This is a genomic window from Streptococcus sp. 27098_8_148, from assembly GCF_041432105.1.
GTDB lineage: Bacteria > Bacillota > Bacilli > Lactobacillales > Streptococcaceae > Streptococcus > Streptococcus parasanguinis_AE.
In genome coordinates, this window is sequence record NZ_JAPVYY010000010.1 from 22,084 (window position 1) to 43,965 (window position 21,882).

At 41.8% G+C, this 21,882-nt stretch carries 27 protein-coding genes and 2 tRNA genes; all 29 read right to left on the minus strand.

Features of this window, described 5'->3' with window-relative positions:
• Window positions 1-89 precede the first annotated feature (89 nt).
• Window positions 90-1,340, minus strand: a complete 1,251-nt coding sequence (ilvA, locus tag O3646_RS08515) for a threonine ammonia-lyase IlvA (RefSeq protein WP_129824525.1) — start codon at window positions 1,338-1,340, stop codon at window positions 90-92.
• 76 nt (window positions 1,341-1,416) lie between these two features.
• Window positions 1,417-2,439 carry a ketol-acid reductoisomerase gene (gene ilvC, locus O3646_RS08520; protein ID WP_129824524.1) on the minus strand — a complete coding sequence of 341 codons (1,023 nt, stop codon included), beginning with the start codon at window positions 2,437-2,439 and terminating at the stop codon, window positions 1,417-1,419.
• Window positions 2,440-2,507: 68 nt separating this feature from the next.
• On the minus strand, window positions 2,508-2,984 hold the full coding sequence (gene ilvN, locus O3646_RS08525) for an acetolactate synthase small subunit (protein WP_023919316.1): 477 nt from the start codon (window positions 2,982-2,984) through the stop codon (window positions 2,508-2,510).
• Entirely contained in the window at window positions 2,977-4,677 is a 1,701-nt protein-coding gene (locus O3646_RS08530) for an acetolactate synthase large subunit (RefSeq protein ID WP_003004603.1), read from the minus strand. Before O3646_RS08530 ends, ilvN begins: the two co-directional genes overlap by 8 nt.
• Window positions 4,678-4,864: 187 nt before the next feature.
• Entirely contained in the window at window positions 4,865-5,464 is a 600-nt protein-coding gene (locus tag O3646_RS08535) for a response regulator transcription factor (protein ID WP_118095852.1), read from the minus strand.
• A gap of 1 nt (window position 5,465) precedes the next feature.
• Entirely contained in the window at window positions 5,466-6,563 is a 1,098-nt protein-coding gene (locus tag O3646_RS08540; protein WP_227197698.1) for a sensor histidine kinase, read from the minus strand.
• Complete coding sequence (locus tag O3646_RS08545) at window positions 6,560-7,300, minus strand: ABC transporter permease (protein ID WP_049483531.1); 741 nt, start codon at window positions 7,298-7,300, stop codon at window positions 6,560-6,562. The genes O3646_RS08540 and O3646_RS08545 overlap by 4 nt, the downstream gene beginning before the upstream one ends.
• Window positions 7,269-8,186, minus strand: coding sequence for an ABC transporter ATP-binding protein (locus O3646_RS08550; protein WP_371610780.1), 918 nt, complete (start codon window positions 8,184-8,186; stop codon window positions 7,269-7,271). The genes O3646_RS08545 and O3646_RS08550 overlap by 32 nt, the downstream gene beginning before the upstream one ends.
• Complete coding sequence (locus tag O3646_RS08555) at window positions 8,173-8,370, minus strand: hypothetical protein (RefSeq protein WP_031576466.1); 198 nt, start codon at window positions 8,368-8,370, stop codon at window positions 8,173-8,175. Before O3646_RS08555 ends, O3646_RS08550 begins: the two co-directional genes overlap by 14 nt.
• Window positions 8,367-8,558: a hypothetical protein gene (locus tag O3646_RS08560; RefSeq protein ID WP_014712940.1), complete on the minus strand. Its 192-nt coding sequence runs from the start codon at window positions 8,556-8,558 to the stop codon at window positions 8,367-8,369. Before O3646_RS08560 ends, O3646_RS08555 begins: the two co-directional genes overlap by 4 nt.
• A gap of 135 nt (window positions 8,559-8,693) precedes the next feature.
• Window positions 8,694-9,248 carry an SP0191 family lipoprotein gene (locus O3646_RS08565; protein WP_371610781.1) on the minus strand — a complete coding sequence of 185 codons (555 nt, stop codon included), beginning with the start codon at window positions 9,246-9,248 and terminating at the stop codon, window positions 8,694-8,696.
• Window positions 9,249-9,532: 284 nt separating this feature from the next.
• Complete coding sequence (locus tag O3646_RS08570) at window positions 9,533-11,197, minus strand: DAK2 domain-containing protein (protein WP_049483528.1); 1,665 nt, start codon at window positions 11,195-11,197, stop codon at window positions 9,533-9,535.
• Between the two features lie 2 nt (window positions 11,198-11,199).
• Window positions 11,200-11,565: an Asp23/Gls24 family envelope stress response protein gene (locus O3646_RS08575; protein ID WP_003004393.1), complete on the minus strand. Its 366-nt coding sequence runs from the start codon at window positions 11,563-11,565 to the stop codon at window positions 11,200-11,202.
• Between the two features lie 289 nt (window positions 11,566-11,854).
• Window positions 11,855-12,043 carry a 50S ribosomal protein L28 gene (rpmB, locus tag O3646_RS08580; protein ID WP_001140948.1) on the minus strand — a complete coding sequence of 63 codons (189 nt, stop codon included), beginning with the start codon at window positions 12,041-12,043 and terminating at the stop codon, window positions 11,855-11,857.
• Window positions 12,044-12,161: 118 nt separating this feature from the next.
• Window positions 12,162-12,857 (minus strand): hypothetical protein, encoded by a 696-nt coding sequence (locus O3646_RS08585; RefSeq protein WP_371610782.1) that lies wholly within the window; start codon window positions 12,855-12,857, stop codon window positions 12,162-12,164.
• A gap of 4 nt (window positions 12,858-12,861) precedes the next feature.
• Window positions 12,862-13,308: a LytTR family DNA-binding domain-containing protein gene (locus tag O3646_RS08590; protein ID WP_003004160.1), complete on the minus strand. Its 447-nt coding sequence runs from the start codon at window positions 13,306-13,308 to the stop codon at window positions 12,862-12,864.
• A gap of 296 nt (window positions 13,309-13,604) precedes the next feature.
• A complete protein-coding gene (locus O3646_RS08595; RefSeq protein WP_201090167.1) occupies window positions 13,605-13,916 on the minus strand; it encodes a hypothetical protein in 312 nt (103 codons plus the stop codon).
• A 199-nt stretch (window positions 13,917-14,115) separates the two neighbouring features.
• Window positions 14,116-14,188 (minus strand) — tRNA-Thr (locus O3646_RS08600).
• Window positions 14,189-14,288: 100 nt separating this feature from the next.
• Complete coding sequence (locus O3646_RS08605) at window positions 14,289-15,074, minus strand: ABC transporter permease (RefSeq protein ID WP_003010202.1); 786 nt, start codon at window positions 15,072-15,074, stop codon at window positions 14,289-14,291.
• Between the two features lies 1 nt (window position 15,075).
• The gene (locus O3646_RS08610; protein WP_003017344.1) at window positions 15,076-15,894 is read right to left on the minus strand and encodes an ABC-2 family transporter protein; all 819 of its coding nucleotides are present in this window, start codon (window positions 15,892-15,894) and stop codon (window positions 15,076-15,078) included.
• Window position 15,895: 1 nt separating this feature from the next.
• Complete coding sequence (locus O3646_RS08615) at window positions 15,896-16,888, minus strand: ATP-binding cassette domain-containing protein (RefSeq protein WP_013904684.1); 993 nt, start codon at window positions 16,886-16,888, stop codon at window positions 15,896-15,898.
• Window positions 16,889-17,046: 158 nt separating this feature from the next.
• Entirely contained in the window at window positions 17,047-17,454 is a 408-nt protein-coding gene (locus O3646_RS08620; RefSeq protein ID WP_003017340.1) for a hypothetical protein, read from the minus strand.
• A 53-nt stretch (window positions 17,455-17,507) separates the two neighbouring features.
• Window positions 17,508-17,906, minus strand: coding sequence for a hypothetical protein (locus O3646_RS08625; RefSeq protein ID WP_031576529.1), 399 nt, complete (start codon window positions 17,904-17,906; stop codon window positions 17,508-17,510).
• Between the two features lie 36 nt (window positions 17,907-17,942).
• Window positions 17,943-18,290, minus strand: a complete 348-nt coding sequence (locus O3646_RS08630; protein ID WP_024055414.1) for a hypothetical protein — start codon at window positions 18,288-18,290, stop codon at window positions 17,943-17,945.
• A 66-nt stretch (window positions 18,291-18,356) separates the two neighbouring features.
• Window positions 18,357-18,911, minus strand: a complete 555-nt coding sequence (locus O3646_RS08635) for a histidine phosphatase family protein (RefSeq protein ID WP_024055415.1) — start codon at window positions 18,909-18,911, stop codon at window positions 18,357-18,359.
• A gap of 51 nt (window positions 18,912-18,962) precedes the next feature.
• The gene (locus O3646_RS08640) at window positions 18,963-19,901 is read right to left on the minus strand and encodes an alpha/beta fold hydrolase (RefSeq protein WP_037585685.1); all 939 of its coding nucleotides are present in this window, start codon (window positions 19,899-19,901) and stop codon (window positions 18,963-18,965) included.
• A gap of 84 nt (window positions 19,902-19,985) precedes the next feature.
• Window positions 19,986-20,867, minus strand: a complete 882-nt coding sequence (locus O3646_RS08645) for a class II fructose-bisphosphate aldolase (protein ID WP_003004573.1) — start codon at window positions 20,865-20,867, stop codon at window positions 19,986-19,988.
• 344 nt (window positions 20,868-21,211) lie between these two features.
• Window positions 21,212-21,664, minus strand: a complete 453-nt coding sequence (locus O3646_RS08650; protein ID WP_031576818.1) for a hypothetical protein — start codon at window positions 21,662-21,664, stop codon at window positions 21,212-21,214.
• Between the two features lie 82 nt (window positions 21,665-21,746).
• A tRNA-Leu gene (locus O3646_RS08655) sits at window positions 21,747-21,832 on the minus strand.
• Between the last annotated feature and the right edge of the window lie 50 nt (window positions 21,833-21,882).

Genomic DNA, 21,882 nt, shown 5'->3' on the forward strand with positions numbered 1-21,882 from the left:
TACGCATATCATATCACAAGTCTTCATAAAAAAGCAATATATTCCATAAAAATATATTGCTTAAATAGTCGATTATTTCTGCATGATACTCAGACCAGCATATTATAGAGAGTTTCATTGCCGTTCAAGTTAATGAAAGACGGATCAAAACGCTCGATACGGTTAACCAAGCCTGCATAGTCATGTTTATTGGCCAAAGTAACCCCAATCAAGACAGGGCCTGTTCCCTTACTAGCACGCTTGATGTATTCAAAACGTGTAATATCATCGTTTGGCCCTAAGATATCATTTACAAATTCTCGAAGGGCCCCTGGACGTTGTGGGAAGTTGACGATAAAGTAGTGTTTGACCCCATCGTAGATCAAAGCCCTCTCTTCCATTTCAGGCATACGGTTAATATCATTATTCCCACCTGAGATAATACAACAAATGGTTTTCCCCTTGATGTATTCGCGCAAGATTTCAAGGGATGCCACACTGGCAGCTCCCGCTGGTTCAGCTACGATCCCTTGTTTAGAATAAAGATCAATCAAGGTCTCTGAAATCAAGCCTTCATCGACTCCAACAAGAGTTTCCACATGCTGGCGGGTTACTTCATAAGTCAATTGGCCCACCTTTTGCACGGCAATCCCATCTGCAAACTTATCGATTTCTGGTAATTTGACGGGACCACCTGCTTCAAAAGCAGCCTTCATGGAGCGTGCTCCTTCAGCCTCTACCCCAATAACCTCAATCTGAGGCTCCGTTTCTTTGATATAGGTAGAAACACCTGAAATGAGGCCTCCTCCACCAACAGGAACGAGGACAGCATCAAAGGCAATCGATTCTTTTCGAGCTTCCTCAAGAATTTCATAGGCTACTGTTCCTTGGCCAGCCTGTACGTGTGGATCATCAAACGGGTCAATAAAGGTCCGTTTTTCTGCAAGAGTAAATTCTTGGGCCGCCTTCGCTGATGCATCAAAGGTATCCCCGACCAACTTAATCGTTACATAGTCCCCACCAAAGAATCGGACTTGGCCGATCTTTTGTTGCGGTGTTGTAATCGGCATGAAGATGGTCGCTGGAATCTTCATTTCATTACAAGTATAAGCAACTCCTTGCGCGTGGTTTCCCGCAGATGCACACACTACCCCACGCTCACGCTCTTCTTTTGAGAGTTGAGAAATTGCAAAATACGCTCCACGAATCTTGAACGAACGAACACGTTGGGCGTTTTCTTTTTTCAAATAAATCTTTGCCCCATATTTTTCAGATAAATAGTGGTCGTATTCAAGGGGCGTATTGACAACGACTCCACTTAATATTTTATGGGCCTTGGCCACATCTTTTGCTGTTATCATTTCATACCTCTGTTGCTGTGTATTGATCAAAAAAGCAAGCCAGGGTGTCCCAACTTGCTTAGTCTTCTACAGACAATTAGTTGTAGATTTTGAAGGCGTCATCGTCGTTTTGACCAACGAACGGCATCGCTTTACGCAATTCAGCACCAACTTTTTCAATTTCAAGGTTAGCAGCTTGTTCACGGTAAGCAGTTAATTTTGGACGTCCAGCTTTGTAGTCGTTAACAAAGTCGTTAGCGAAGTTACCATTTTGAATATCAGAAAGAACAGCTTTCATATTTTCTTTCACTTGTTCAGTGATTACACGTGGGCCTGATACATAGTCACCGTATTCAGCAGTGTTAGAGATTGATTGACGCATTTTCTTGAAGCCACCTTCGTAGATCAAGTCCACAATCAATTTCATTTCGTGAAGAACTTCAAAGTATGCCAATTCTGGAGCATAACCGGCTTCAGTCAATACTTCAAAACCAGCTTCGATAAGGGCAGTCAAACCACCACAAAGTACAGCTTGTTCTCCGAACAAATCTTCTTCCGTTTCTTCTTTGTAGGTTGTTTCAAGAAGACCAACGCGTGCCGCACCAACACCTTTACACCAGTCCATAGCGATATCTTTCGCATTACCTGTAGCATCTTGATAGACTGCGTAAAGTGCTGGTACACCAAATCCTTCAGTATAAGTACGACGAACCAAGTGACCTGGTCCTTTCGGTGCACACATAAAGACATCGACATCCGCTGGAACTTTGATGAATTCAAAGTGGATATTGAATCCGTGTGCAAAACCAACAGCATTACCCGCTTCAAGATTTGGCGCAATTTCTGTTTCGTACAATTCTTGTTGGATTTCATCCGGAGCCAAAATCATGATCACGTCTGCCAATTTAGTCGCTTCTGCTACTGTATAGGTATCAAAACCATCTTCTTTTGCTTTATCGAATGATTTACCTGGACGTACACCGATGATGACATCATGACCTGAGTCACGCAAGTTTTGTGCATGCGCATGTCCTTGTGAACCATAACCGATCACAGCAATTTTCTTACCGTTTAATGCTGCAACTTTAACGTCTTTTTCGTATTCCATTTGAACTGCCATAAGTAAAATCTCTTTTCTATTTTATTATTTGCCTTTTTAAGGCGGAGTTGACAATGTTAAGGTGAGAATTAATCTCGAGTAAATCCGGTTGCACCGGTGCGGGCAATGTTTTTAATCCCATAAGGTCGAATAACACGAATGAGGGCTTCGCTCTTTTCTGCATTTCCCGTCATTTGAACGGTGATAGAGCTTGGAGCTACATCGACCACGGTCGCACGGAAAGGTTGGATAATGGCCAATATTTCTGCCCGCTTCTCAGCTGGTGCAGAAACTTTCACCAGGATCACTTCGCGCTCCAAGTGTGGTTTGTCAGTGATATCACGAATGCGAATCACATCAATCTGGCGGTTGAGCTGTTTGATGATTTGCTCTACTTCATCATGCGAAGCAACATCAATGATAATGGTAATCCGCGATACATTAGGGTTTTCTGTTGCGCCAACAGAGATACTTTCGATATTGACTTGACGTCTCGACAAGACTCCAGTAAAGCGGTTCAGAACACCTGATCGGTTTTGAAGTTTGGCTGTTAACATTCTACGCATTAAACTTCACCCCCAACATCTCATGATTACTCTTACCAGCTGGTACCATCGGCAAGACATGCTCTTTCCGAGAAATGTCTACTTCGATGAACATTGGTACATCTTCTGTGATGACTTCCAAATCCTTCTCAAGAGTTTCAGGATTATCAAATTTATAATTCTTGATCCCGTAAGCTTGCGCCATCAATTGGAAATCCGGAAGGCTATCAAAGACTGACTCTGACGTCCGACCATCATAGAAGGCTTCTTGCCATTGACGGACCATCCCAAGCGAGTGGTTGTTGAGCATAACGACCTTGATCGGAACCTTATAAATATTTAAGATCGCCAATTCTTGGTTGGTCATTTGGAAACCACCATCTCCGACAAAGAGAACAACTTCTTTATCTGGATTGGCAATTTTCGCTCCGATAGCTGCAGGAACACCGAATCCCATCGTTCCTAGACCACCAGATGTTACCAATTGGCGCTCATTTTGGTAAGGATAGTATTGAGCTGCCCACATTTGGTGTTGTCCAACGTCTGTGACGACAATAGCGTCCCCCTTGGTCAACTCTCCGATGCGTTCAATCACAGCTTGTGGCTGCACAACCCGTTCTTTCTTGTCGTATGAACGAACCCGGTTCTTATCTTGGGTCACCTTTTCGATCCATTTTTCTGTGTTGTTATGAACCGTTGGTTCTGCTAGCAACTGCTGCAAGGCTTTCTTTGCATCGCCAACCACAGGAATGTCGACAGCAATGATCTTACCAATCTCTGCAGGATCAATGTCGATATGGGCAACCTTAGCATTTTTAGCGAAAGTCTTTGGATTCCCTGTCAAACGGTCATCAAATCGACAACCAACACTGATCATGAAATCCGTCTCTGTCATGGCGATATTAGCCGCGAAGGATCCGTGCATCCCTCCCATCCCTAGGAAAAGAGGATGACTGGTCGCAATCGTTCCTTGACCTAACAGACTGGTCACTACTGGAATCTGATAGCGCTCTGCTAGAGCAATCAACTCTTTTGCAGCTCCAGCGTAACTTACCCCACCACCAGCAAGTAGAACTGGTTTTTTAGCCTTACTCAATTGCTTCAAAATCTTTTTGATCTGCAATTCATTAGGTTCAATGGTAGGCTGGTAGCTTGGAAGCTTCACACTTGGTTCATAGATAAAATCTGTCTCTAAAGCAGACACATCCTTTGGAAGGTCAATTACCACAGGGCCAGGGCGGCCAGTCGTCGCAATATGGACAGCTTCTGTGATAATTCGTGGAATATCTGCCGTCTCACGTACTTGATAGTTGTACTTGGTGATGGGCATGGTAATTCCCACGATATCCGCTTCTTGAAAGGCGTCTTTCCCGATCCCAGCACGATTGACTTGACCAGTGAAGACTAGTAAGGGAACGCTATCGCTCATGGCATCTGCAATCCCTGTAATGGCATTGGTAGCCCCCGGTCCACTAGTGACGACTGCGACACCCAGCTTTCCAGTTGATTTGGCGTAGCCTTCAGCCTCATGCAAGCATCCTTGTTCATGACGACCCAAGATATGCTGGATACCCTCAAAGCTATAGATGGCATCGTATAAAGGCAAAACTGCTCCACCAGGATAACCAAAAATCGTGTCAATGCCCAAATCACGCAGGGTTTCAAGAACGAGCTCTGAACCGGTTTTTGCAGTTTCTAAGGTAATTTTCTCCATGTCTCTCCTTTCCAGTACTTTGTATATCAAATTAGCATGCTACTATCATACCATTTTTAGAAAATATTTCAAGGAAAAATAGTAAATTTTCTGAATTTTCTATCCAAATCCGAAGAATGAGAGTTTTTCTAAAAATGCTAGGTCTATCAGAAAAAAGTCTCTAGGAAATCCTAGAAACTTTTTTTCCTTATAACCAACCCTTTTCTTGGGCAATTTTTGCCGCCTCGGTCCGGTTTTCCGCATCCAACTTGGTCAGAATGGCTGACATATAATTGCGGATGGTCCCGTTTGAGAGGAATAAACGATCAGCAATTTCTTGGTTAGAGGCCCCTTTTGCGACTTCTTTTAAAACTGCCTTTTCTTGAGGACTCAGAGGATTGGGATGGGTCAAAATCCCTTCCATTAATTCAGGCGAATATTCTTTTTGTCCTGCTAAAACGGTATGCAGAGTGGCCATCAAATCCGTAATGCGACGTTCTTTTAAGACATAGGCATCAACTCCAGCCTTGAGGGCCCGCTCAAAATAGCCCGGTCGCTTAAAGGTGGTAACGATGACGACCTTGAGCTGGGGTTGTTGACTTTTAGCCCATTCCAACACTTCTAACCCAGTTTTGATGGGCATTTCGATATCTAAAATCGCAATATCGACTGGATGTGTTTCGAGTAAACGAATGGCCTCTTGCCCATCGCCAGCCTGCAAGACATCTTCCACATCCTCTTGTAGGAGCAAGAGCTGACAGAGGGCATCGCGCAACATACTTTGGTCTTCAGCAACTAATAAGCGCATCTTATTTCCTTTCTTGATAGGGGATCCGTATTTCTATGCGGGTCGGCTTGTATTGATGACTGATCTCCAGCTCCCCTCCCAACAAGGCAATCCGTTCGCGGATCGAGTGCAGATCCTTATCGGAAACTTTGGCAAAGCCGATCCCATCATCTTCTGCGATCATTTCTACACCTATATCTGTGGAGCGATAAGAGAGAAGAGCCTGCGTCGCTTTGGCATGTTTGATCATATTGGTGGCTAATTCCAGAGACACCATGGCTAGAGCAGATTCTAGGATCGGCGAGATGCTGGCTGTATCAAGCTCGTTCTGAATCTCCACTTTGATTTGAGCTACTTCCAGCATTTGCTTGACGGTTTCTAGCTCTCTTGCCAGGGTTCGCTGCTTCAAATTCTCCACAATCTCACGGACTTGGTGCATGGACTCTTGACTGATGGCTTGAATCTCTTGCACCTGCTCCTGGGCCTTCTCAACCTGACCCAATGCCAAAAATTGATCAGCTAGGTCCGCCTTGACACTGAGCATGGCAAAGGTGTGTCCTAGACTGTCATGCAGATCACGGCCAATCCGATGGCGCTCGTTTTCTGCCAGCAAGAGATTGATCTGGGCGTTTTGCTTGGCATGGTCAACTTTCAACTCTTCCATCATCTCCATCCGAACCATACTAAAGGTCATAACCGCGATAAACAAAGAGACGATCAGGACAAAAAGCCAATCATTTTCTCTCATCTCCCTATTAAATAATAGAGCTCCAAAAAGGATCAGTAGTGATCCAACAGCCGTCCAAAGAAAGGGCGAGCGAAAATCGCGAATCCCAAAACGATAGATCAAAATATTGCTCACATAATAGTAAAACCAACAAAAGCTAGTTCCAACAAAAAAGGTATTTCCTGCAATATACAGCAGAAGATAAATCCAAAAAAGCCAGGTCAGTTTCTTATTTTCAGTAATGAGGATACCTAGATAGCTTATCATAAAGAAGATGGCTAAAAAGAAATGCCACCAGGGAATCTGCCCTAAGAAAATAGAAGCAAAGGGAAAGGCCATAAAGATTAAGCCTACGTAAAACATATGGTGAATATGTTTGAGTTTTTCAATCATGAACGAACCTCAGAATGACGACGATAAACGATAACAAGGGCAAACAAGACCAGGGTAAACAAGGTTAAATAGACACTCGCAAAGACATTGACCTGTCCCTTGTTTAAAAAGGTCTTAATCAGTTCCATCAATTGATAGGTTGGAAGGCATTTGCCAATGGCTTGCATCCATTCCGGAAAGAGACTAATCGGCATCCATAGTCCACCCATGACAGCCAGCCCCATGTAAAGGAGATTGCCCACAACAGACATCAATTGACTGGAAGGAAGCAGGGTCAAAACCAGACCGAGAGCCACAAACGCTAGACTTCCTAGGATGAGAATAAAGGCTGCTAAGACCCAATCCTGTAGGGGCATATTCACATGCCGCACCACATGGCCCACGGTAAAGACAACTCCAATCGATAGGAGAAAATCGACAAAGAGACCCACAACCTTTATTAGATAATATTCTACCATAGATACGGGGGTATGGCGCAAGACTTTTTGCCAATTATTGAGTCGATCGGTTTCAAGAACGGTTGGAAAAGAAAAGATAGCCGTAGACATCATAGAAAATGCCGTCATAGAAAGGAGATAATCCCTCATAAAGTGAGCAGGTGCTCCTGGTGTTTCCTGGTACATCCCTGAAAAGAAGAGATAAAAGGCCGTGGGCATCCCAATTGATAACAAGTAATAAATAGCTTGGCGACTGGTCAAATGCCACTCAACCACGCCGAGAGCTTTCATGCGTTTCATCTTCTCTACCTACTTCCTTTGTATTTTCAAAAATAGAATCCAATAAACTTCGATTGCTTACTTCGATTTCTTGGATCGAACATCCTTCTTCTTGCAAGCGAGTCCACAAACTATTGGCATCACGTGTCACAATCTGAAGAGCATCGGGTTTAATGATTACTTCACTAACACCTTCCATCTCTGCCACTAGAGCTTGGTAACGCAAAGGCAGGGTGAAATGTTTTTCAACTTCTTCGCTTCTCATAGCGAGAGGCGTCGTATCCCGAAGCAAATGCCCCTGATGCAAGACCAAAATTCGATCAGCCGTGTGCTCTACTTCCTCGATGTAATGCGAAGAATAGACAATGGTCACACCTTCTTCCTTTAAATGCCCGACGATCTCCCAAAAGCGTTGGCGGGTGGACGTATCCATTCCCGCAGTGGGCTCGTCCAAAAACAAAAGACTCGGACAACCAATCAAGGTTAGAACAAAGGATAAGAGGCGCTTTTGACCACCAGACAACTTACTAGCCAATTGCTTCTTTTGTTCCAGACTGAATCGCAATAGATCATCAATTTCTTCCCATGTTAAGGGGTTGGGATAAATAGAGCGAAAGAAGTTGATCAGTTCCTGCACGGTTAGCTTTTGCACGATGGCATTCTCTTGAGGGAGATAAGAGACACTAGCCTTTAACTGAGGATGACCAGGAGCTTTTCCCTCTACTTCAATAGTTCCAGAAGTCGCCTTCATATCTCCCAGCAGACAGTTCATCAAGGTTGTTTTCCCAGCTCCGTTTGGCCCAATCAAGGCCAGGCAATCCCCCCGTTCCACTGTGAAAGAAAGATCTTCTAGGATCACCTTTCCTTTGATACTTTTGTTCAAGTTCTCTACTCTAATGACACTCATGAGACTCTCCTTTCAACCAAATCTGGCCAGCTGGAATGATGACATAGACGACCAAGGTCACTCCCCAAACCGTTTGGAAAAACCAGCTAGGAAAATGGGCAGAAAACCAGCCCGTCATCATCTCAGTTGCCCAAAGGAGCAAACACAAAACAGCTACCAATCCAATTTCAAGTTTCTTTTTCATTGCTCCATCTCCTTTTTAACAGCCTTGATCATTTTCAATCCTTCTTGAACCGCCCAGCTCATGATGCCAATCCCAGCAAATAATTCCCAAGGAAAATGGTAATAGAGACTATCATCCTTTGAAAAGATCAAATAGACGACCATCCCCACCACTGTTAACGTAAACACTTTATAGAACCATTGTTTCATTTTTCCTTACCTCTTACTTTCTGACTTTATTATATGAAAAGGAAGAAGAGGCAACTAGATGATTTTGTCACTGGCTCACATGACAAAAGTCACTAAAAAAAGCCAAGTGACTCCACTCGACTTTTTCTATTCTTCTTACTGGCCTTCTTCTTTCATGCCATGCAATTTCAAGGCCTTCACCAAGGCATCCGCCTTCATGTTTTTCAAATCATTGAGACCAGCATCTTTGAAGTAAGAAATTTCTTCTAGAGACTTGGCATCAATTTGGTTGATGTCAATCACACTGGTTGAGAGCAATTTCTTTTCTGGTGTGACTGTGTATTCCAAACTAAAACCGGGAACGGTTTTTAGTTTCTTATAGTCTTCATTTTGCTCCAGCAAAGCTTGAATGGCTGCTGTGAGCTCTTCAGGTGACTTTTCTGCTGCGATGGTCCCAAGTTGTTGGGGCAGATTGGCCGTCACTTCGATGCGAAGGTTTTCAACCTTATCTCCCTTAGACTTGATGATATCCCGGTGTTTTGTTCCATTGATATCTCCTACTAAGGTTGTGGTTTTTTCTTCATTTTTTACTTCTTTTTTAACAGAGGAACTGCTAGATGAGCTAGCGGTTGTAGTTTTCTTTGTTTGGGATTGCGAACAACCAGTCAATACCAAAATGGCTAGCCCAAGGGTTACAAAAAATTTCTTCATTTTTATAACTCTCCTTTCACATACTGATACCAGTATAACATATCGCGTCTTTCTTGTCTAAAAACTCCACTGCTCAAACCATTTCCCCCTCTTTTCAAGCTCTTCAATTTGAATAAAAAACTGATGAATTTGAGACTTTTTGCAGAAACCCCTTTTTCTCACGAATAAAGCCTCAGTGGAGGGTTCACTTCAGTCTCAATCCCTCTGAATCACGCTGATTTCATAGGGAATCTCCTCGTTTTTCTATATACAAAAAAAGGTTCCGAAAGGAACCTTCTGTTCAATTATTCTACACTAAACAAGTATGGGTAGACAGGTTGGCCACCTTGGTGGATTTCTACTTCTACATCTTCGTATTTTTCAGCAAGGGCTTGGGCCAATTCATTTGCCAACTCCTCACTGCCGTCTTCACCGACATAGATGGTCACAATTTCACTGTCTTCATCCAACATATGAGCGAATGTTTCTTCCAAGGTTTCCATCATATCTGGATTTGAAACAACGATTTTGCCATCGACCATTCCAAGATTATCATTTTCATGGATTTCAAGCCCATCAATAGTGGTATCGCGAACCGCTGTTGTCACACTACCAGACGCAACATCACCCAATGAAGCGCTCATGCGTTCGTAGTTTTCTTCGATCGATTTGCTTTCATCAAAGGCAAGAAGACTAGTCAATCCTTGAGGGATAGTCTTGGTCTCAACAACTGCTGCAGGTTGATCAATCACTTCTGCTGCAGATTGAGCCGCCATCAAGATATTTTTGTTGTTTGGCAAGATAATGATGTTGCGCGCATTCAACTCTTCAACCGCTTTGACAAAGTCTTCTGTTGATGGGTTCATGGTTTGACCACCAGAGATGATGTAATCAACTCCTTGCGCTTTAAAGATATCAGCCAATCCCTCACCAGCAACTACTGCGATGATGGCATATTCTTTTTCTTCAACTGGTTTGGCTTGACGTTCTTCTTTTTCAACTTGCGCTTCGTGTTGGTTACGCATATTGTCGACTTTCACCTTGACCAAGCTTCCGTACTTAAGACCTTCTTGCATGACAAGACCTGGATCTTCTGTATGGACGTGAACTTTGACAATCTCATCGTCATTCACCACCAATAGGGAATCCCCAAGGTTGTTCAAATAGTTACGGAATTCATCATAATCGAAGTCTTTGACATAGGTTGGACCTTGTTTCAAAGCGACCATGATTTCTGTACAGTAACCAAACTTGATGTCTTCAGTAGCCACATGGCCAGCGACTGACTTGTGGTGTTCTGCATTAATCATTTCTGACATGGTTGCAGGTGTTGCTTGGAACTCTTCAGAAGCGATGAATTCACCTGTCAAAGCTGACAAGAATCCTTCATAGATGAAGACCAAACCTTGACCACCAGAGTCTACCACGCCAACTTCTTTCAAGACTGGCAACATATCTGGAGTCTTCGCAAGAGCTGTTTTAGCTCCTTCAAGAGCTGCACGCATGACTTCTACTGCATCATTAGTAGATTCTGCTTTTTTCTTGGCCCCAATGGCTGCTCCACGAGAAACCGTCAAAATAGTCCCTTCAACTGGCTTCATAACGGCTTTATAAGCAACTTCTACCCCAGATTGGAAGGCTGCTGCAAGCGCTGCTCCATCCAATTCTTCTTTGTCTTTGACACTTTGAGAAAATCCGCGGAACAATTGAGAAGTGATAACTCCTGAGTTCCCACGCGCACCCATCAAGAGACCTTTAGCAAAGATTCCTGCTGCTTCTCCAACAGTTGATGCAGAACGGTCAGATACTTCTTTGGCCCCATTTTCGATGGTCATTCCCATATTAGTCCCTGTATCTCCATCTGGTACAGGAAAGACGTTCAAAGAGTTTACATATTCCGCTTGTTTATTTAAGCGCGTAGCCCCCGCTTGAACCATTTCTTGAAATAAACTTGTAGTAATATTAGCCACGATTATTCTCCCACAATCTTGATATTTTGAATATAGACATTCACAGTATCCGTAGTGATTCCAAGTTGATTTTCCAAACTAAATTTCACACGTTCTTGAATATTTTTTGAGACTTCGCTAATCTTTGTTCCATAGCTCAAAACAGTGTAAACATCAACTGCGATAGTTCCTGCTTCCGTTGTTTTGACAACAACACCTTTAGAGAAGTTTTCTTTCCCTAGGAGGGCTTGGAAATTATCTTTGATCGCATTTTTGCTGGCCATTCCAACCACACCGAAGATCTCAGTAGCGGCACCGCCTACAACAGTTGCGATAACCTCATCAGTCAATTCAATTTGACCGTCCTTTGTATTGATTTTTACTGTCATAATTTCTACCTCAAAAGTATTTTATATTCTATTTTACCATAAAAGAGGTCAACTGTAAAAGGGTAGGGACTATTCTTCACCCGCTGTGACAGCTGTCTCTAGAGAAAAAGAAAAGGGAGTGGGAAAGAACTCCGATTCGTTCAAAAGAGTTCGTATTCCCACCCCCGCACAGTTGATTAGGAAGTACGAATGTTTCAAACATGAGTAGTTCCAATCAACCACTGCGTCATACTACTATTCCTATCAAAAAGCGAAGGCTGGACACTTTATGCCCAGCCTTCTTTCTTTATTAAACGCGTTCTACTTTACCAGATTTCAATGCACGAGCTGAAGCCCAAACTTTTTTAGGTTTACCATCGATAAGGACAGTTACTTTTTGAAGGTTTGGTTTTACGGCACGTTTTGTTTGGTTCATAGCGTGTGAACGGTTGTTACCTGATACAGTCTTACGACCTGTGAAATAACATACTTTAGCCATTTCTGTGTTTCCTCCTATTAGATCTAATATAACGGATGTGCTAGCACCACATACCGTACTATATTACCAAAAAAAATCTCTCTTGGCAAGCTTTTGGCCAAAGTTTTTCATTTCCGACTTAAGAAAACGAATTCGCTCCGACATAGATAATTTCCAGATTTCCTAAGGAAACATCGCCCGTAATGTAGAAATCCTTGCTTGTCAGAGCACTTGGATTTTCCTGATGTTGGATCGCTGAGAGGGAATTATCCACATGAACATGGACACGCCAATCACTTGGTACATAGAGGCTCAAACTTCCAAGGGAAACATCGACAACAAACTGAGCAGATGGACCCTCGATGCGGCAATTGTCAAAATACACCGATGCTTCGCCCATACTCACATCTGCACTTCCGCGGGTAAAGTGTTGGTCATTGAGATATTTTGTCACTGTTGAAAAAGTGACATCAATGTCATTGCCATCCGACTTACTCATGGACCCAGCAGAATAGGAAGCTAGGCGGGCTTTTGTTTTCTTAGAGGGTTTAAACAAAATGTTGAGCCCAATCACAGCGAGAATTGAGGAAAGGATGACAACTGAATTTGAAATTGGGAGGAAATGGTATTGCCCATTGAGACAAAAGAGGGCTAAAAGTCCATAGATGAAGCCCCAACCAAAATGGCGTTTTAAGAAACTAGAGAGGGACAGGACGGCAAGCAAGGTAACCCAAGCTAAGGTCCAGATGCTGATGTCCCATTTTACAAAATAGCCCTGTAAAAGGATTAAGGCTGCTAAAAGGATTAAGAATACTCCGATTAATTTTTTTCTCATGATATTACCTCATTTCATTTAGTCGTTCTTTTAAGAGTTGATAGTAGCGTCTGGATACGTGAACCTGCTTATGGGTCTGATAGAAATTGACCGTGCTGGTTCCTGAAAAAGACTTTTCCAGAGAATAGATCTGCTTGGCGTTGACAATGGTGGATTTGGATATCCGACAAAAGGCGATGGGAAGCAGCTCCTCCAACTCATAGAGCTTCTGCTTGACCTCATAGGCTTCGTCCTTGGTGTGCCCAAAAATCTTCTCCCCGTCCGTCTCAAAAAAGAGGATCGATGCCACATCCAGAAAATACTCACTTCGATCCTTGTAAAAGGCCAAAGGAGCAACCTTTTGTTCGAGGATTCTCTCTTGCAGCTGGGTCAACTCCGGGGTCAAGCGCGGAGCTCGAATCAAGATCTCAGGCTCATCCATTGATGGATCCAATTCGATTCTAACTTTCATAAAACTCCTTTCCCAACGTTTTGATAGTACCATTATAACAGCTGTTGAAAACAAAACAAGAGCTTTTCAGTAAGTGGCACGTTTTCCCCATCAAGAGGTAGCTTTTGAGAAGTAAAGAGGCTGGGACAAAAGTCCTAGCCTCTCAATTGTCTTTGGATTGTCGAGCAAGACGCAGTGGTTGAGTGGGCTCTACTACGCTGATTTCATCAGCTTTTATAGCCCTACTCAACTGTGCGGAGGTGGGACGACGAAATCGAATTCTAACGAATGACCGATTTCTGTCCCACTCTCTTTCTTTATTTGTTGCTTTCCTTATCCGGTAAAAGAAAACTAAGACCCACACAAGCAAGGACACCCGCTGTGATCACTAAGCCATTTGAAACCGGCAAGAGATCGTAGATCGCGTTTGCAATCATCAGAGCAATTAAAGCACAGATGACACTTGCCTTGTAGTCCTGTTTCATCAGATTTTCAAGAGTAAAGAAAGCAAATAAGAGAACGGGGAATAAAGGCCAGATATTCACATCAAGCTTTGGAAAGCCAACCATTCCCATTATAACAACCGCAAGAGCTGCCAGAATAAAACCAAGTCCAAGTAATTTTTTCATCATCGTATACCTCTTTTTCATTAATTGGAAGTATTGCTTCCTTTGATGATTCTATGATAGCAGAGAGCCCCTATGGAGACAAGGACTTTTGACTAAGCGGTCAAAAATGGCGCCTATGCGGTCAAAAAAAGAGCGAGACAGAACGAATCGGTTATCACCATCATTCGTCGTCTCGCTCCTTCAAAGCCGTTTCTTCCTATGCCGATTGCAGGGATCGAACCTGTGACCTACGCGTTACGAGTGCGTTGCTCTACCAACTGAGCTAAATCGGCGATTACCTTCTTAGTATAGCACTCTGAGAATAGATGTCAAGAAATTTTCATCTCCATTAGAAAAAGCCTTTCCTGAGATAAGGCTTTGAGATTCTTCCTTTTACGAACCCGCACTTTCGTAGGCATCTAAGCCCTTGTCCCATAGTTTCAAAGAAATGACAAAGAAGACAAGGGAAATTAGAATCAAACCACCAATGTTGAAGAGCCCGTCTTTATCCTGCAAGAAATAGCTGGCAGGATAGTAGGCCGTAAAGGCGAAAGGTACAATAAAGCTAATTAACCAACGAAGGAGCGAATTGTAAATGGAAATCGGGTACTTGGCAAAATCATTAAACATATAGAAAATGTAAATCATGGCGCCTGACTGTTTAGTCCAAAAAGCGATACTGGCTGTCGCTATTTTCAAGGAAGTATAAATCAAGGTAGCAAATGGAATACAGACTAGGAAAATCAGGAATTTGGGAAGCGTCCAAGCAATGCTTGATACTGTTGTTCCCAATAGAATGCCACCGACCAAGAGTTCACCCAAGGCATCAATCTGAAAGGTCTCAACGAGGATGTGAAAGAGAGGATTGATAGGACGAGTCAGATACTTGTCAAACTCCCCTTTTCGAACTAGTCGTTGACCTAAAGCCCATAGATTGTCAAAAAAGAGATGATCTAGTCCCTTTGGAATTAAGGAAAATCCATAGATAAAGGCAATTTCTTGAAAAGTCCAACCTTCTAGGGAGGGAATGTGTTGAAAGATGACATTGAGAAACAAGAGGTTCAGGCCTTGAGTCAGAAAGACTCCCAACACACCAACCACAAAATCTACCTTGTATTCCATGATTTGCTTGATGTACTGTCTGATAAAAATCAGATGCATGCGTTGATATTTTTTCATCCTAACCTCCCTGAATGGTGATAAATGACTGGACTCGTTTCCAAATCAACTGAGACAAGCCCACCATCACTATAAGCCAGAAAAGCTGAAGCAAAAGTGCTTGAAGAATCTGACTAGCATCGTATTTCCCAACAATAATCATGACCGGAGTGTAAATTAAGGATGAGAAAGGTAAGAAGGACAGAATATCTGAAATGACCTTTGGAAAGAAAGCCAAGGGAATCAAACTACCAGACATAAAGGCCACTATGGAAGTCTTAAGTAGGTTGGAACCCCAAAGATTTTTAAATACAAAGGCTGAAAATCCAAAGCAGATATTAAAGAAAAAGTTAATCAGATAGGCCAGCGTTAAGCTAAAAAGATAAAGGGTAGTTAGTCCCAGCACTTCTACAATCCCTTGCCCAGATAAGATTTTCATCAAAACAATGACACTTAAAAATGGCAGTCCAACAGAGATAAAAATCAACCACTTGGAACCAAGCTCCGTAAAGAGGTAAGAAGCCGCAAAATGCACTGGTCGCAACAAGCGCATGATAATGGAACCATCCTTGACCTCATCACCAATCATAAAGGAAGAATCCGACCTAGTCAGAAGATTAGTCACAAAACTCATGATGATGTAGAGGGTGATATCTGCCATACTGAAGCCCTGAATCAAAGGCTCCTGGGAGGAATCAAAGACAGCCTTCCATAGATAAAAAGCCACAAAAGCACCCATGACATCGCCAATCCGATAAAGAATAAAGTTGACTCGATAGCTAATCAACTCCTGAATCCCTGCATTGATAAAGGGTTTATAACGTCTCCACAATTTGACCATCTTAGAGCTCCTTTCGATAGAAGCGACGGATAATATCTTCAATATCCGTATCTACCATCTTCAAATCACGGACCTCAAAATCAGATAAGGTTTGCTTGATAATATCGGCCGACTGGTAGCGGGAACTATCGAATTCAATATTGAGAGTATTTCCTTGTCTATCAATGGACATATCAGGCAAGCCCTCATAATGAGAGACTAGATGATTTTGACCTGGCGTCAGGTCAAAGGAGAGAGTCTTCATCTTGCCAAAGGTCTCCTTGAGCTGGCTAACCGTTCCATCAAAAATCTCTTGCCCCTTATCAATCATAAAAATCCGATCACAGAGTTGCTCAATATCACTCAAATCATGAGTAGTCAAGAGAATAGTTGTCTCTTCCTCCTGATTAATCTGGGTAATGGCCCGACGAATGTTGTCCTTGACCGACACATCCAAACCAATAGTCGGTTCATCTAAAAAGAGAACTTTGGGATTGTGAAGCAAGGAAGCCGCAATATCCGCCCGCATCCGTTGACCTAGTGAAAGAGTCCGCACAGGATCCTTGATAAATTCCTTCAAATCCAAAACTTCATTCAAAAAGTCCATGCGCTTATGGAAAAGCGAGTCCGGTACATCATAGATCTCTTTCAAAACCGTGTAGGTCTCTTGCAAAGCCAAATCCCACCATAGCTGGGTGCGTTGTCCGAAAACGACTCCAATATCCTTGACATAATCTTGGCGATTATCCTGGGGAATCTTGCCGTTAATCCGACAAAAGCCAGATGTGGGCTTCAAAATTCCTGTCAGCATTTTGATGGTGGTTGACTTCCCAGCACCATTTGCCCCGATAAATCCTAAAATCTGCCCTTTTGGAACTTCAAAAGTTAAATCCTTGACCGCTTCAAAGGTCTGCTTTTCAGGATGAATAAAGGAGCGCAAGGCTCCCTTTAACCCCGGCTCCTTAACTGTCTTCACAAAATTTTTCCGAAGATGTTGCACTTCTATCATTGCCATATCTATCTCCTAAAATCTGCCTTTTTTTCAACATAAGGAAAGAAAGCCCTAATAACACCCTATTATAGTGCAAATGTCTAAGGAAAACAAGTGTTAATTTATATCGAAAATTTTTATCCCTAAGAAAAGATAAAAAGGTGATGCTGCATCACCTACCTCTACCAAGTTAAGTCTTCAATCATGCTTCTTACTTGTGAATCAAGAGTCTTATCCTTCTTCAGTTCTCCAACCAAAGTCTGAATCTGCCGGACTAGATTTGGATCATTGTCATTATAGCATCGATGAAGCATCCAGATGTTATGCACAGTTGGACTTTTTAGAACTGACTCCAACAATAAATCCTCATAGCCTTGATGATAAAACTTCTCCACAAAGTGTACCAATTCACCTGGAGAACCAAAATCAACTTCTGGGTGGTTAGCAATGAGTTCTAATATGGGAGCAACCAAATCAAAGGGTTGAGGGGAAGCCTCCATGGCATCTACAATCTCGTCTGCCAACTCAAATTCTTGGTCTTCAGTAATTGCATCATGCAAAGCAACTAACATATCATCTTTAGTAAGCATCTGATTCTCCTTTTCAACTGTTCCATATCATTATTCGTTTTCGAACTTTTTCTTCACTCATCAAACCTTGTTTGTAAGTAGTTTTCAAACTCCTTTTGGGATAAATCACTAGGAAGTTCAAACATATACTCATATCCTTCATCACAAAAGGAAACATTCTCTTCAGGTGGAAACCATTTCCGAAGCCAGATGATATAGGAGGCATAATCTTGTAACCTGTTCGTTGAATCAAAGTAATCAATCACAAAAACATTTTTCTTGCTACTCAGTGAACTTTCCAAAGTAAGCTGAGGACTTTGATAATCCCAAGAAAGCGAGTAAGCTTTTTCAGGATTCGTCCTTTCTCTGATCAAAATACCTGGGAATTTTCCTCTCAAAGCAGTACAAAAGGCTTGTAAATCTAGGAATATGGGGCCTTTACTCTCAATAAAGACAAAATCAGCAGTACTCATCAGTCTCTCTCCTTCTTTTTAAAACTGAAAACAGACTTAACCATCAATGGCAAAATTCTCCAGACTCTCAAATGCCTGCCCCTGATAGTCAAAAGAAAAGATATGAATATCATCAAAAGTTTGATCGCAGAAAGTAACGGTTTGTCTTTCTGGCTCGATGATGGGTTTACCCAATTTTTCAGTAGCTTCTTCATCTGTGAAATACCCATAAAATTCTTGTAAATGAGGCAGTATAAATGCAAGAATACGGTAAAGATTTTTATGGTAATTGGCTGCAAGCAACTGAGCTTCCATCTCAAAGTTTCCACTTGGTTTTTCTTCCCAAGCTACAAGAACATCATCTACTTCATGTAGGTAGGCTTGCAAGGACTGATCGAATATCATGGCTATTTTTCCTTCAATTCTATTTGTAATAACAGAAAATAAAATCACATAGATTGAACTAAATGATTACCTAGATGTAACTTTCATAATTCTTTTCACACTCTTATCTTTGTCAACTAGAAAGCAATCTGGAAAAGTCATCTGTCCCCATTTTTTATAATCAAAACTTGAATCAAAATGATTGATTAAGATTCCTAGCAAATTTCCATGAGAACTCAGTAAAATGGTTTTATCTGAATACCTTTCTTCCAAGTCCTCAAATAAATCTAAAATTCTATTTAATGCTTCTCGATTGGACTCGCCTCCAATAAGAGATTTATCTGGATTTTGCCATAAATATTGAATTGTTTTTTCAAACTCAGTATCTTCAATAAATCTTGAGGATAATTTTCGCTCTCGTAACCGATTATCAAGAACTATTTTATCAAATTGAATTGGCGAGCTATTAATCGTTTCAAATGCTCGTTTATAAGGACTAGAAAAATAATAATCAATATTAAAAGAATTCAAAAAATCTAACTGATTAAGAGATGAAAATCCTTTTTCTGACAAAGTTCTATTAAAATCATCACTTGAAAATCTTGAATGAGCATGTCTAAGTAAAATATAAGAATTATTCATAAGTCATTACCTTTCAATTATTATCATCAGTCTCAATGGATTTTTAAGCCCTCAATTATTCTCTAAAAATTCTTTAATACGAGAAACAATAGCATCGCTTTGATAATGATAGAGGTCGTGAGGCGCATCCATATAGTCGACTTGAATATTCGACTGGTCGCTTGCAAATCTCTCTGCATAACGTTGCCACTCTGATTGGCTAAAGGTCGTGCCTTCACCGTTAGAAACCAGGAGTAAGGCTGGAATTTTCGGATTAATGCTAGATGGAACTTTCTTGGCATTTTCCTTTGCCAAACGGGATTCATGAAGCATGGCTTGTGACATCAACTGCTTATATGCTAGTAATTTATATTGTTGTCGTTCAGTTTCAGTCAGAGTTGGATTTTTTATATAAAAGGACTCAGGGAAATAGCGTAATAAGCCAATCTTACTGCTCCAATAGGCCACAGTAAGCAAGGCCTGATTATCCTTTAAATCTTCATAACTCGCTGGCAAGGCCCAATCCAGACCAATCAAAGCCTTCACTTCATTTGGATATTTCTCTTGCCAAGCAAGACTCTCTAAACTAGCCATAGAATGCGAAATAATCACATAAGGACCTGAAACATGAGCTTGCGCCAAAGCTTGACGGGTCTCAGAAAGGACCTCCATCACATCTCTTGAACGATCACTATCTTCACTAAAACCATATCCTGCTCGCTCCACGACAACAACTTTGTATTTTTTGGATAGGGAATCTGATAGATTCTTAAAGTCTAAAATAGGAGAGGCGATACCTGCACCGGAAAGAAAAACGATTGTTTCAGATCCTTCTCCTTTAACAGAGACATTCATTCGATGTCCATTGACTGTAACTTGTTTACCAATGGGTGTTAGAAGCTTACTTTCATTTCGTAAACTAAATTGATGAAAAACAAATGTAGCACCTAAAAAGAGCAGGAGAAAGCCACAAACGATCCAGCTAAACTGTTTAAATTTTTTCATAGGCATATTGTACAAAAATTAAATCCCGGAAGCAACTTTTCCCATACAAAAAAACAAGATCCACATGGGACCTTGCTTTCCTGTTTTCAATTAAGCTTTGCCTTCTGAACCGAATACGTCGATACGTTCTTCAACAGCTGCTGTAATTGCTTCGAAACCTGGTTTCAAGAATTTACGTGGGTCGAAGAGTTTCTTCTTATCGTATTCTGCTTCGTTTGCATCGTATTCACGTACGAATTGACGAGTAGCATTTGCAAATGCGATTTGGCATTCAGTGTTAACGTTAACTTTTGCAACACCAAGTTTGATAGCTGCTTGGATTTGATCGTCAGGGATACCTGATCCACCGTGCAATACGATTGGGAATCCTGGAACAGCTTCAGTCAATTTTTGCAAGTGGTCAAGGTGAAGACCTTTCCAGTTTGCTGGGTAAGGACCGTGGATGTTACCGATACCTGCAGCCAAGAAGTCGATTCCTGTAGCAACCATTGCTTTAGCGTCTTCGATTGGTGCCAATTCACCGTCACCGATGATACCGTCTTCTTCACCACCGATAGTACCAACTTCAGCTTCTACTGAGATACCTTTAGCATGAGCTTTTTCAACGACATCTTTCGCCAATTTAAGGTTTTCTTCAACTGGAAGGTGTGAACCGTCAAACATGATTGAAGTGTAACCAGCTTCGATACATTCAAGAGCATCGTCGTAGTGACCATGGTCAAGGTGAATAGCAACTGGTACAGTAATACCCATTGATTCTACAAGGTTTTCAATAAGGGCTTTACATACTTTGTAACCACCCATGTATTTAGCAGCACCCATAGAAGTTTGGATAAGTACTGGAGCTTTCTTAGCTTCTGCTGCACGCAAGATAGCTTGAGTCCACTCAAGGTTGTTTGTGTTAAATCCACCAACTGCATAACCATTGTCACGAGCTGCTTGGACAAATTTTTCTGCTGAAACGATTGCCATTTGTTATAGGCCTCCTATAAATTTTTGTGGGGTTAATCCCACTTACATTGTTTATTTTATCACTTTTTAGATGAAATTGCTAGCTTTTCCTGTAGCTTTAAGCGATTTCTTCCGATAAATAGGACGGAATCTCCTATCTCCTAAGACTCTCATCCTAGCAAACAAGTAAAAGAAGCTGGGACAAAAGTCCTAGCCTCTCAATTATTTTTAGATTGTCGAGCAAGACGCAGTGGTTGAGTGGGCTCTACTACGCTGATTTCATCAGCTTTTACAGCCCTACTCAACTGTGCGGAGGTGGGACGACGAAATCGAATTCTAACGAATTACCGATTTCTGTCCCACTCTCAATTCTCTTCTTTAAAATTTTTTAGTGAAAGGAGAAAGGCAATCCCGCAAATCACAAGGGATACCGCTGCAACCCATTGAGAATAGAAATAAGCAGCAAATAACTGACTGTCGGTAAATATTTTTCCAAGAAGTCCGTTTAGCACTCCCTCAAGAAAGGGAATATTCTCACACACTGCAAGGATTGACGCAAGAAAGAGTATACTGCCTGCTATCAGAAAAAGATGAAGAATCCATTTTTTGATTCTTTTTTCATCTCTGAGCAGATACTTAGAAGCAATCGCCACTAAAAAAATGAAAACATTCCATATGTTTAAGGCGATAAAATATCTAAAAGTATCCTTGTATGCGCCTATCCCCATCGCTAAAATCAGGATAGGACCGAAAAAATTAATGGCACTTCCCAATAGTACAAAAAGGCCATCGGCCAATACCAGATCCTTTTTCTTCATGTTCTCACCTCATCTCACACCTATTCTATCATAAAGTTTTGAAAAACAAAAAAAGACAGCCGAAGCTGTCTTGATTATCCGATGCGGAGAGAGGGACTTGAACCCTCACGACCTAAAGCGGTCACAGGATCCTTAGTCCTGCGCGTCTGCCAATTCCGCCATCCCCGCGATTGAGTACTTTACTAGTATATCAATCATCCACATGTTTGTCAAGATTT

Excerpts from the sequence above, each read along its gene's own strand:
- ilvA (WP_129824525.1), bottom strand. The coding sequence starts at position 1,340 with ATGATAACAGCAAAAGATGTGGCCAAGGCCCATAAAATATTAAGTGGA.
- ilvC (WP_129824524.1), bottom strand. The coding sequence starts at position 2,439 with ATGGCAGTTCAAATGGAATACGAAAAAGACGTTAAAGTTGCAGCATTA.
- ilvN (WP_023919316.1), bottom strand. The coding sequence starts at position 2,984 with ATGCGTAGAATGTTAACAGCCAAACTTCAAAACCGATCAGGTGTTCTG.
- O3646_RS08530 (WP_003004603.1), bottom strand. The coding sequence starts at position 4,677 with ATGGAGAAAATTACCTTAGAAACTGCAAAAACCGGTTCAGAGCTCGTT.
- O3646_RS08535 (WP_118095852.1), bottom strand. The coding sequence starts at position 5,464 with ATGCGCTTATTAGTTGCTGAAGACCAAAGTATGTTGCGCGATGCCCTC.
- O3646_RS08540 (WP_227197698.1), bottom strand. The coding sequence starts at position 6,563 with ATGATTGAAAAACTCAAACATATTCACCATATGTTTTACGTAGGCTTA.
- O3646_RS08545 (WP_049483531.1), bottom strand. The coding sequence starts at position 7,300 with ATGAAACGCATGAAAGCTCTCGGCGTGGTTGAGTGGCATTTGACCAGT.
- O3646_RS08550 (WP_371610780.1), bottom strand. The coding sequence starts at position 8,186 with ATGAGTGTCATTAGAGTAGAGAACTTGAACAAAAGTATCAAAGGAAAG.
- O3646_RS08555 (WP_031576466.1), bottom strand. The coding sequence starts at position 8,370 with ATGAAAAAGAAACTTGAAATTGGATTGGTAGCTGTTTTGTGTTTGCTC.
- O3646_RS08560 (WP_014712940.1), bottom strand. The coding sequence starts at position 8,558 with ATGAAACAATGGTTCTATAAAGTGTTTACGTTAACAGTGGTGGGGATG.
- O3646_RS08565 (WP_371610781.1), bottom strand. The coding sequence starts at position 9,248 with ATGAAGAAATTTTTTGTAACCCTTGGGCTAGCCATTTTGGTATTGACT.
- O3646_RS08575 (WP_003004393.1), bottom strand. The coding sequence starts at position 11,565 with ATGACAGTAAAAATCAATACAAAGGACGGTCAAATTGAATTGACTGAT.
- rpmB (WP_001140948.1), bottom strand. The coding sequence starts at position 12,043 with ATGGCTAAAGTATGTTATTTCACAGGTCGTAAGACTGTATCAGGTAAC.
- O3646_RS08585 (WP_371610782.1), bottom strand. The coding sequence starts at position 12,857 with ATGAGAAAAAAATTAATCGGAGTATTCTTAATCCTTTTAGCAGCCTTA.
- O3646_RS08590 (WP_003004160.1), bottom strand. The coding sequence starts at position 13,308 with ATGAAAGTTAGAATCGAATTGGATCCATCAATGGATGAGCCTGAGATC.
- O3646_RS08595 (WP_201090167.1), bottom strand. The coding sequence starts at position 13,916 with ATGAAAAAATTACTTGGACTTGGTTTTATTCTGGCAGCTCTTGCGGTT.
- O3646_RS08605 (WP_003010202.1), bottom strand. The coding sequence starts at position 15,074 with ATGAAAAAATATCAACGCATGCATCTGATTTTTATCAGACAGTACATC.
- O3646_RS08610 (WP_003017344.1), bottom strand. The coding sequence starts at position 15,894 with ATGGTCAAATTGTGGAGACGTTATAAACCCTTTATCAATGCAGGGATT.
- O3646_RS08615 (WP_013904684.1), bottom strand. The coding sequence starts at position 16,888 with ATGGCAATGATAGAAGTGCAACATCTTCGGAAAAATTTTGTGAAGACA.
- O3646_RS08620 (WP_003017340.1), bottom strand. The coding sequence starts at position 17,454 with ATGCTTACTAAAGATGATATGTTAGTTGCTTTGCATGATGCAATTACT.
- O3646_RS08625 (WP_031576529.1), bottom strand. The coding sequence starts at position 17,906 with ATGAGTACTGCTGATTTTGTCTTTATTGAGAGTAAAGGCCCCATATTC.
- O3646_RS08630 (WP_024055414.1), bottom strand. The coding sequence starts at position 18,290 with ATGATATTCGATCAGTCCTTGCAAGCCTACCTACATGAAGTAGATGAT.
- O3646_RS08635 (WP_024055415.1), bottom strand. The coding sequence starts at position 18,911 with ATGAATAATTCTTATATTTTACTTAGACATGCTCATTCAAGATTTTCA.
- O3646_RS08640 (WP_037585685.1), bottom strand. The coding sequence starts at position 19,901 with ATGCCTATGAAAAAATTTAAACAGTTTAGCTGGATCGTTTGTGGCTTT.
- O3646_RS08645 (WP_003004573.1), bottom strand. The coding sequence starts at position 20,867 with ATGGCAATCGTTTCAGCAGAAAAATTTGTCCAAGCAGCTCGTGACAAT.
- O3646_RS08650 (WP_031576818.1), bottom strand. The coding sequence starts at position 21,664 with ATGAAGAAAAAGGATCTGGTATTGGCCGATGGCCTTTTTGTACTATTG.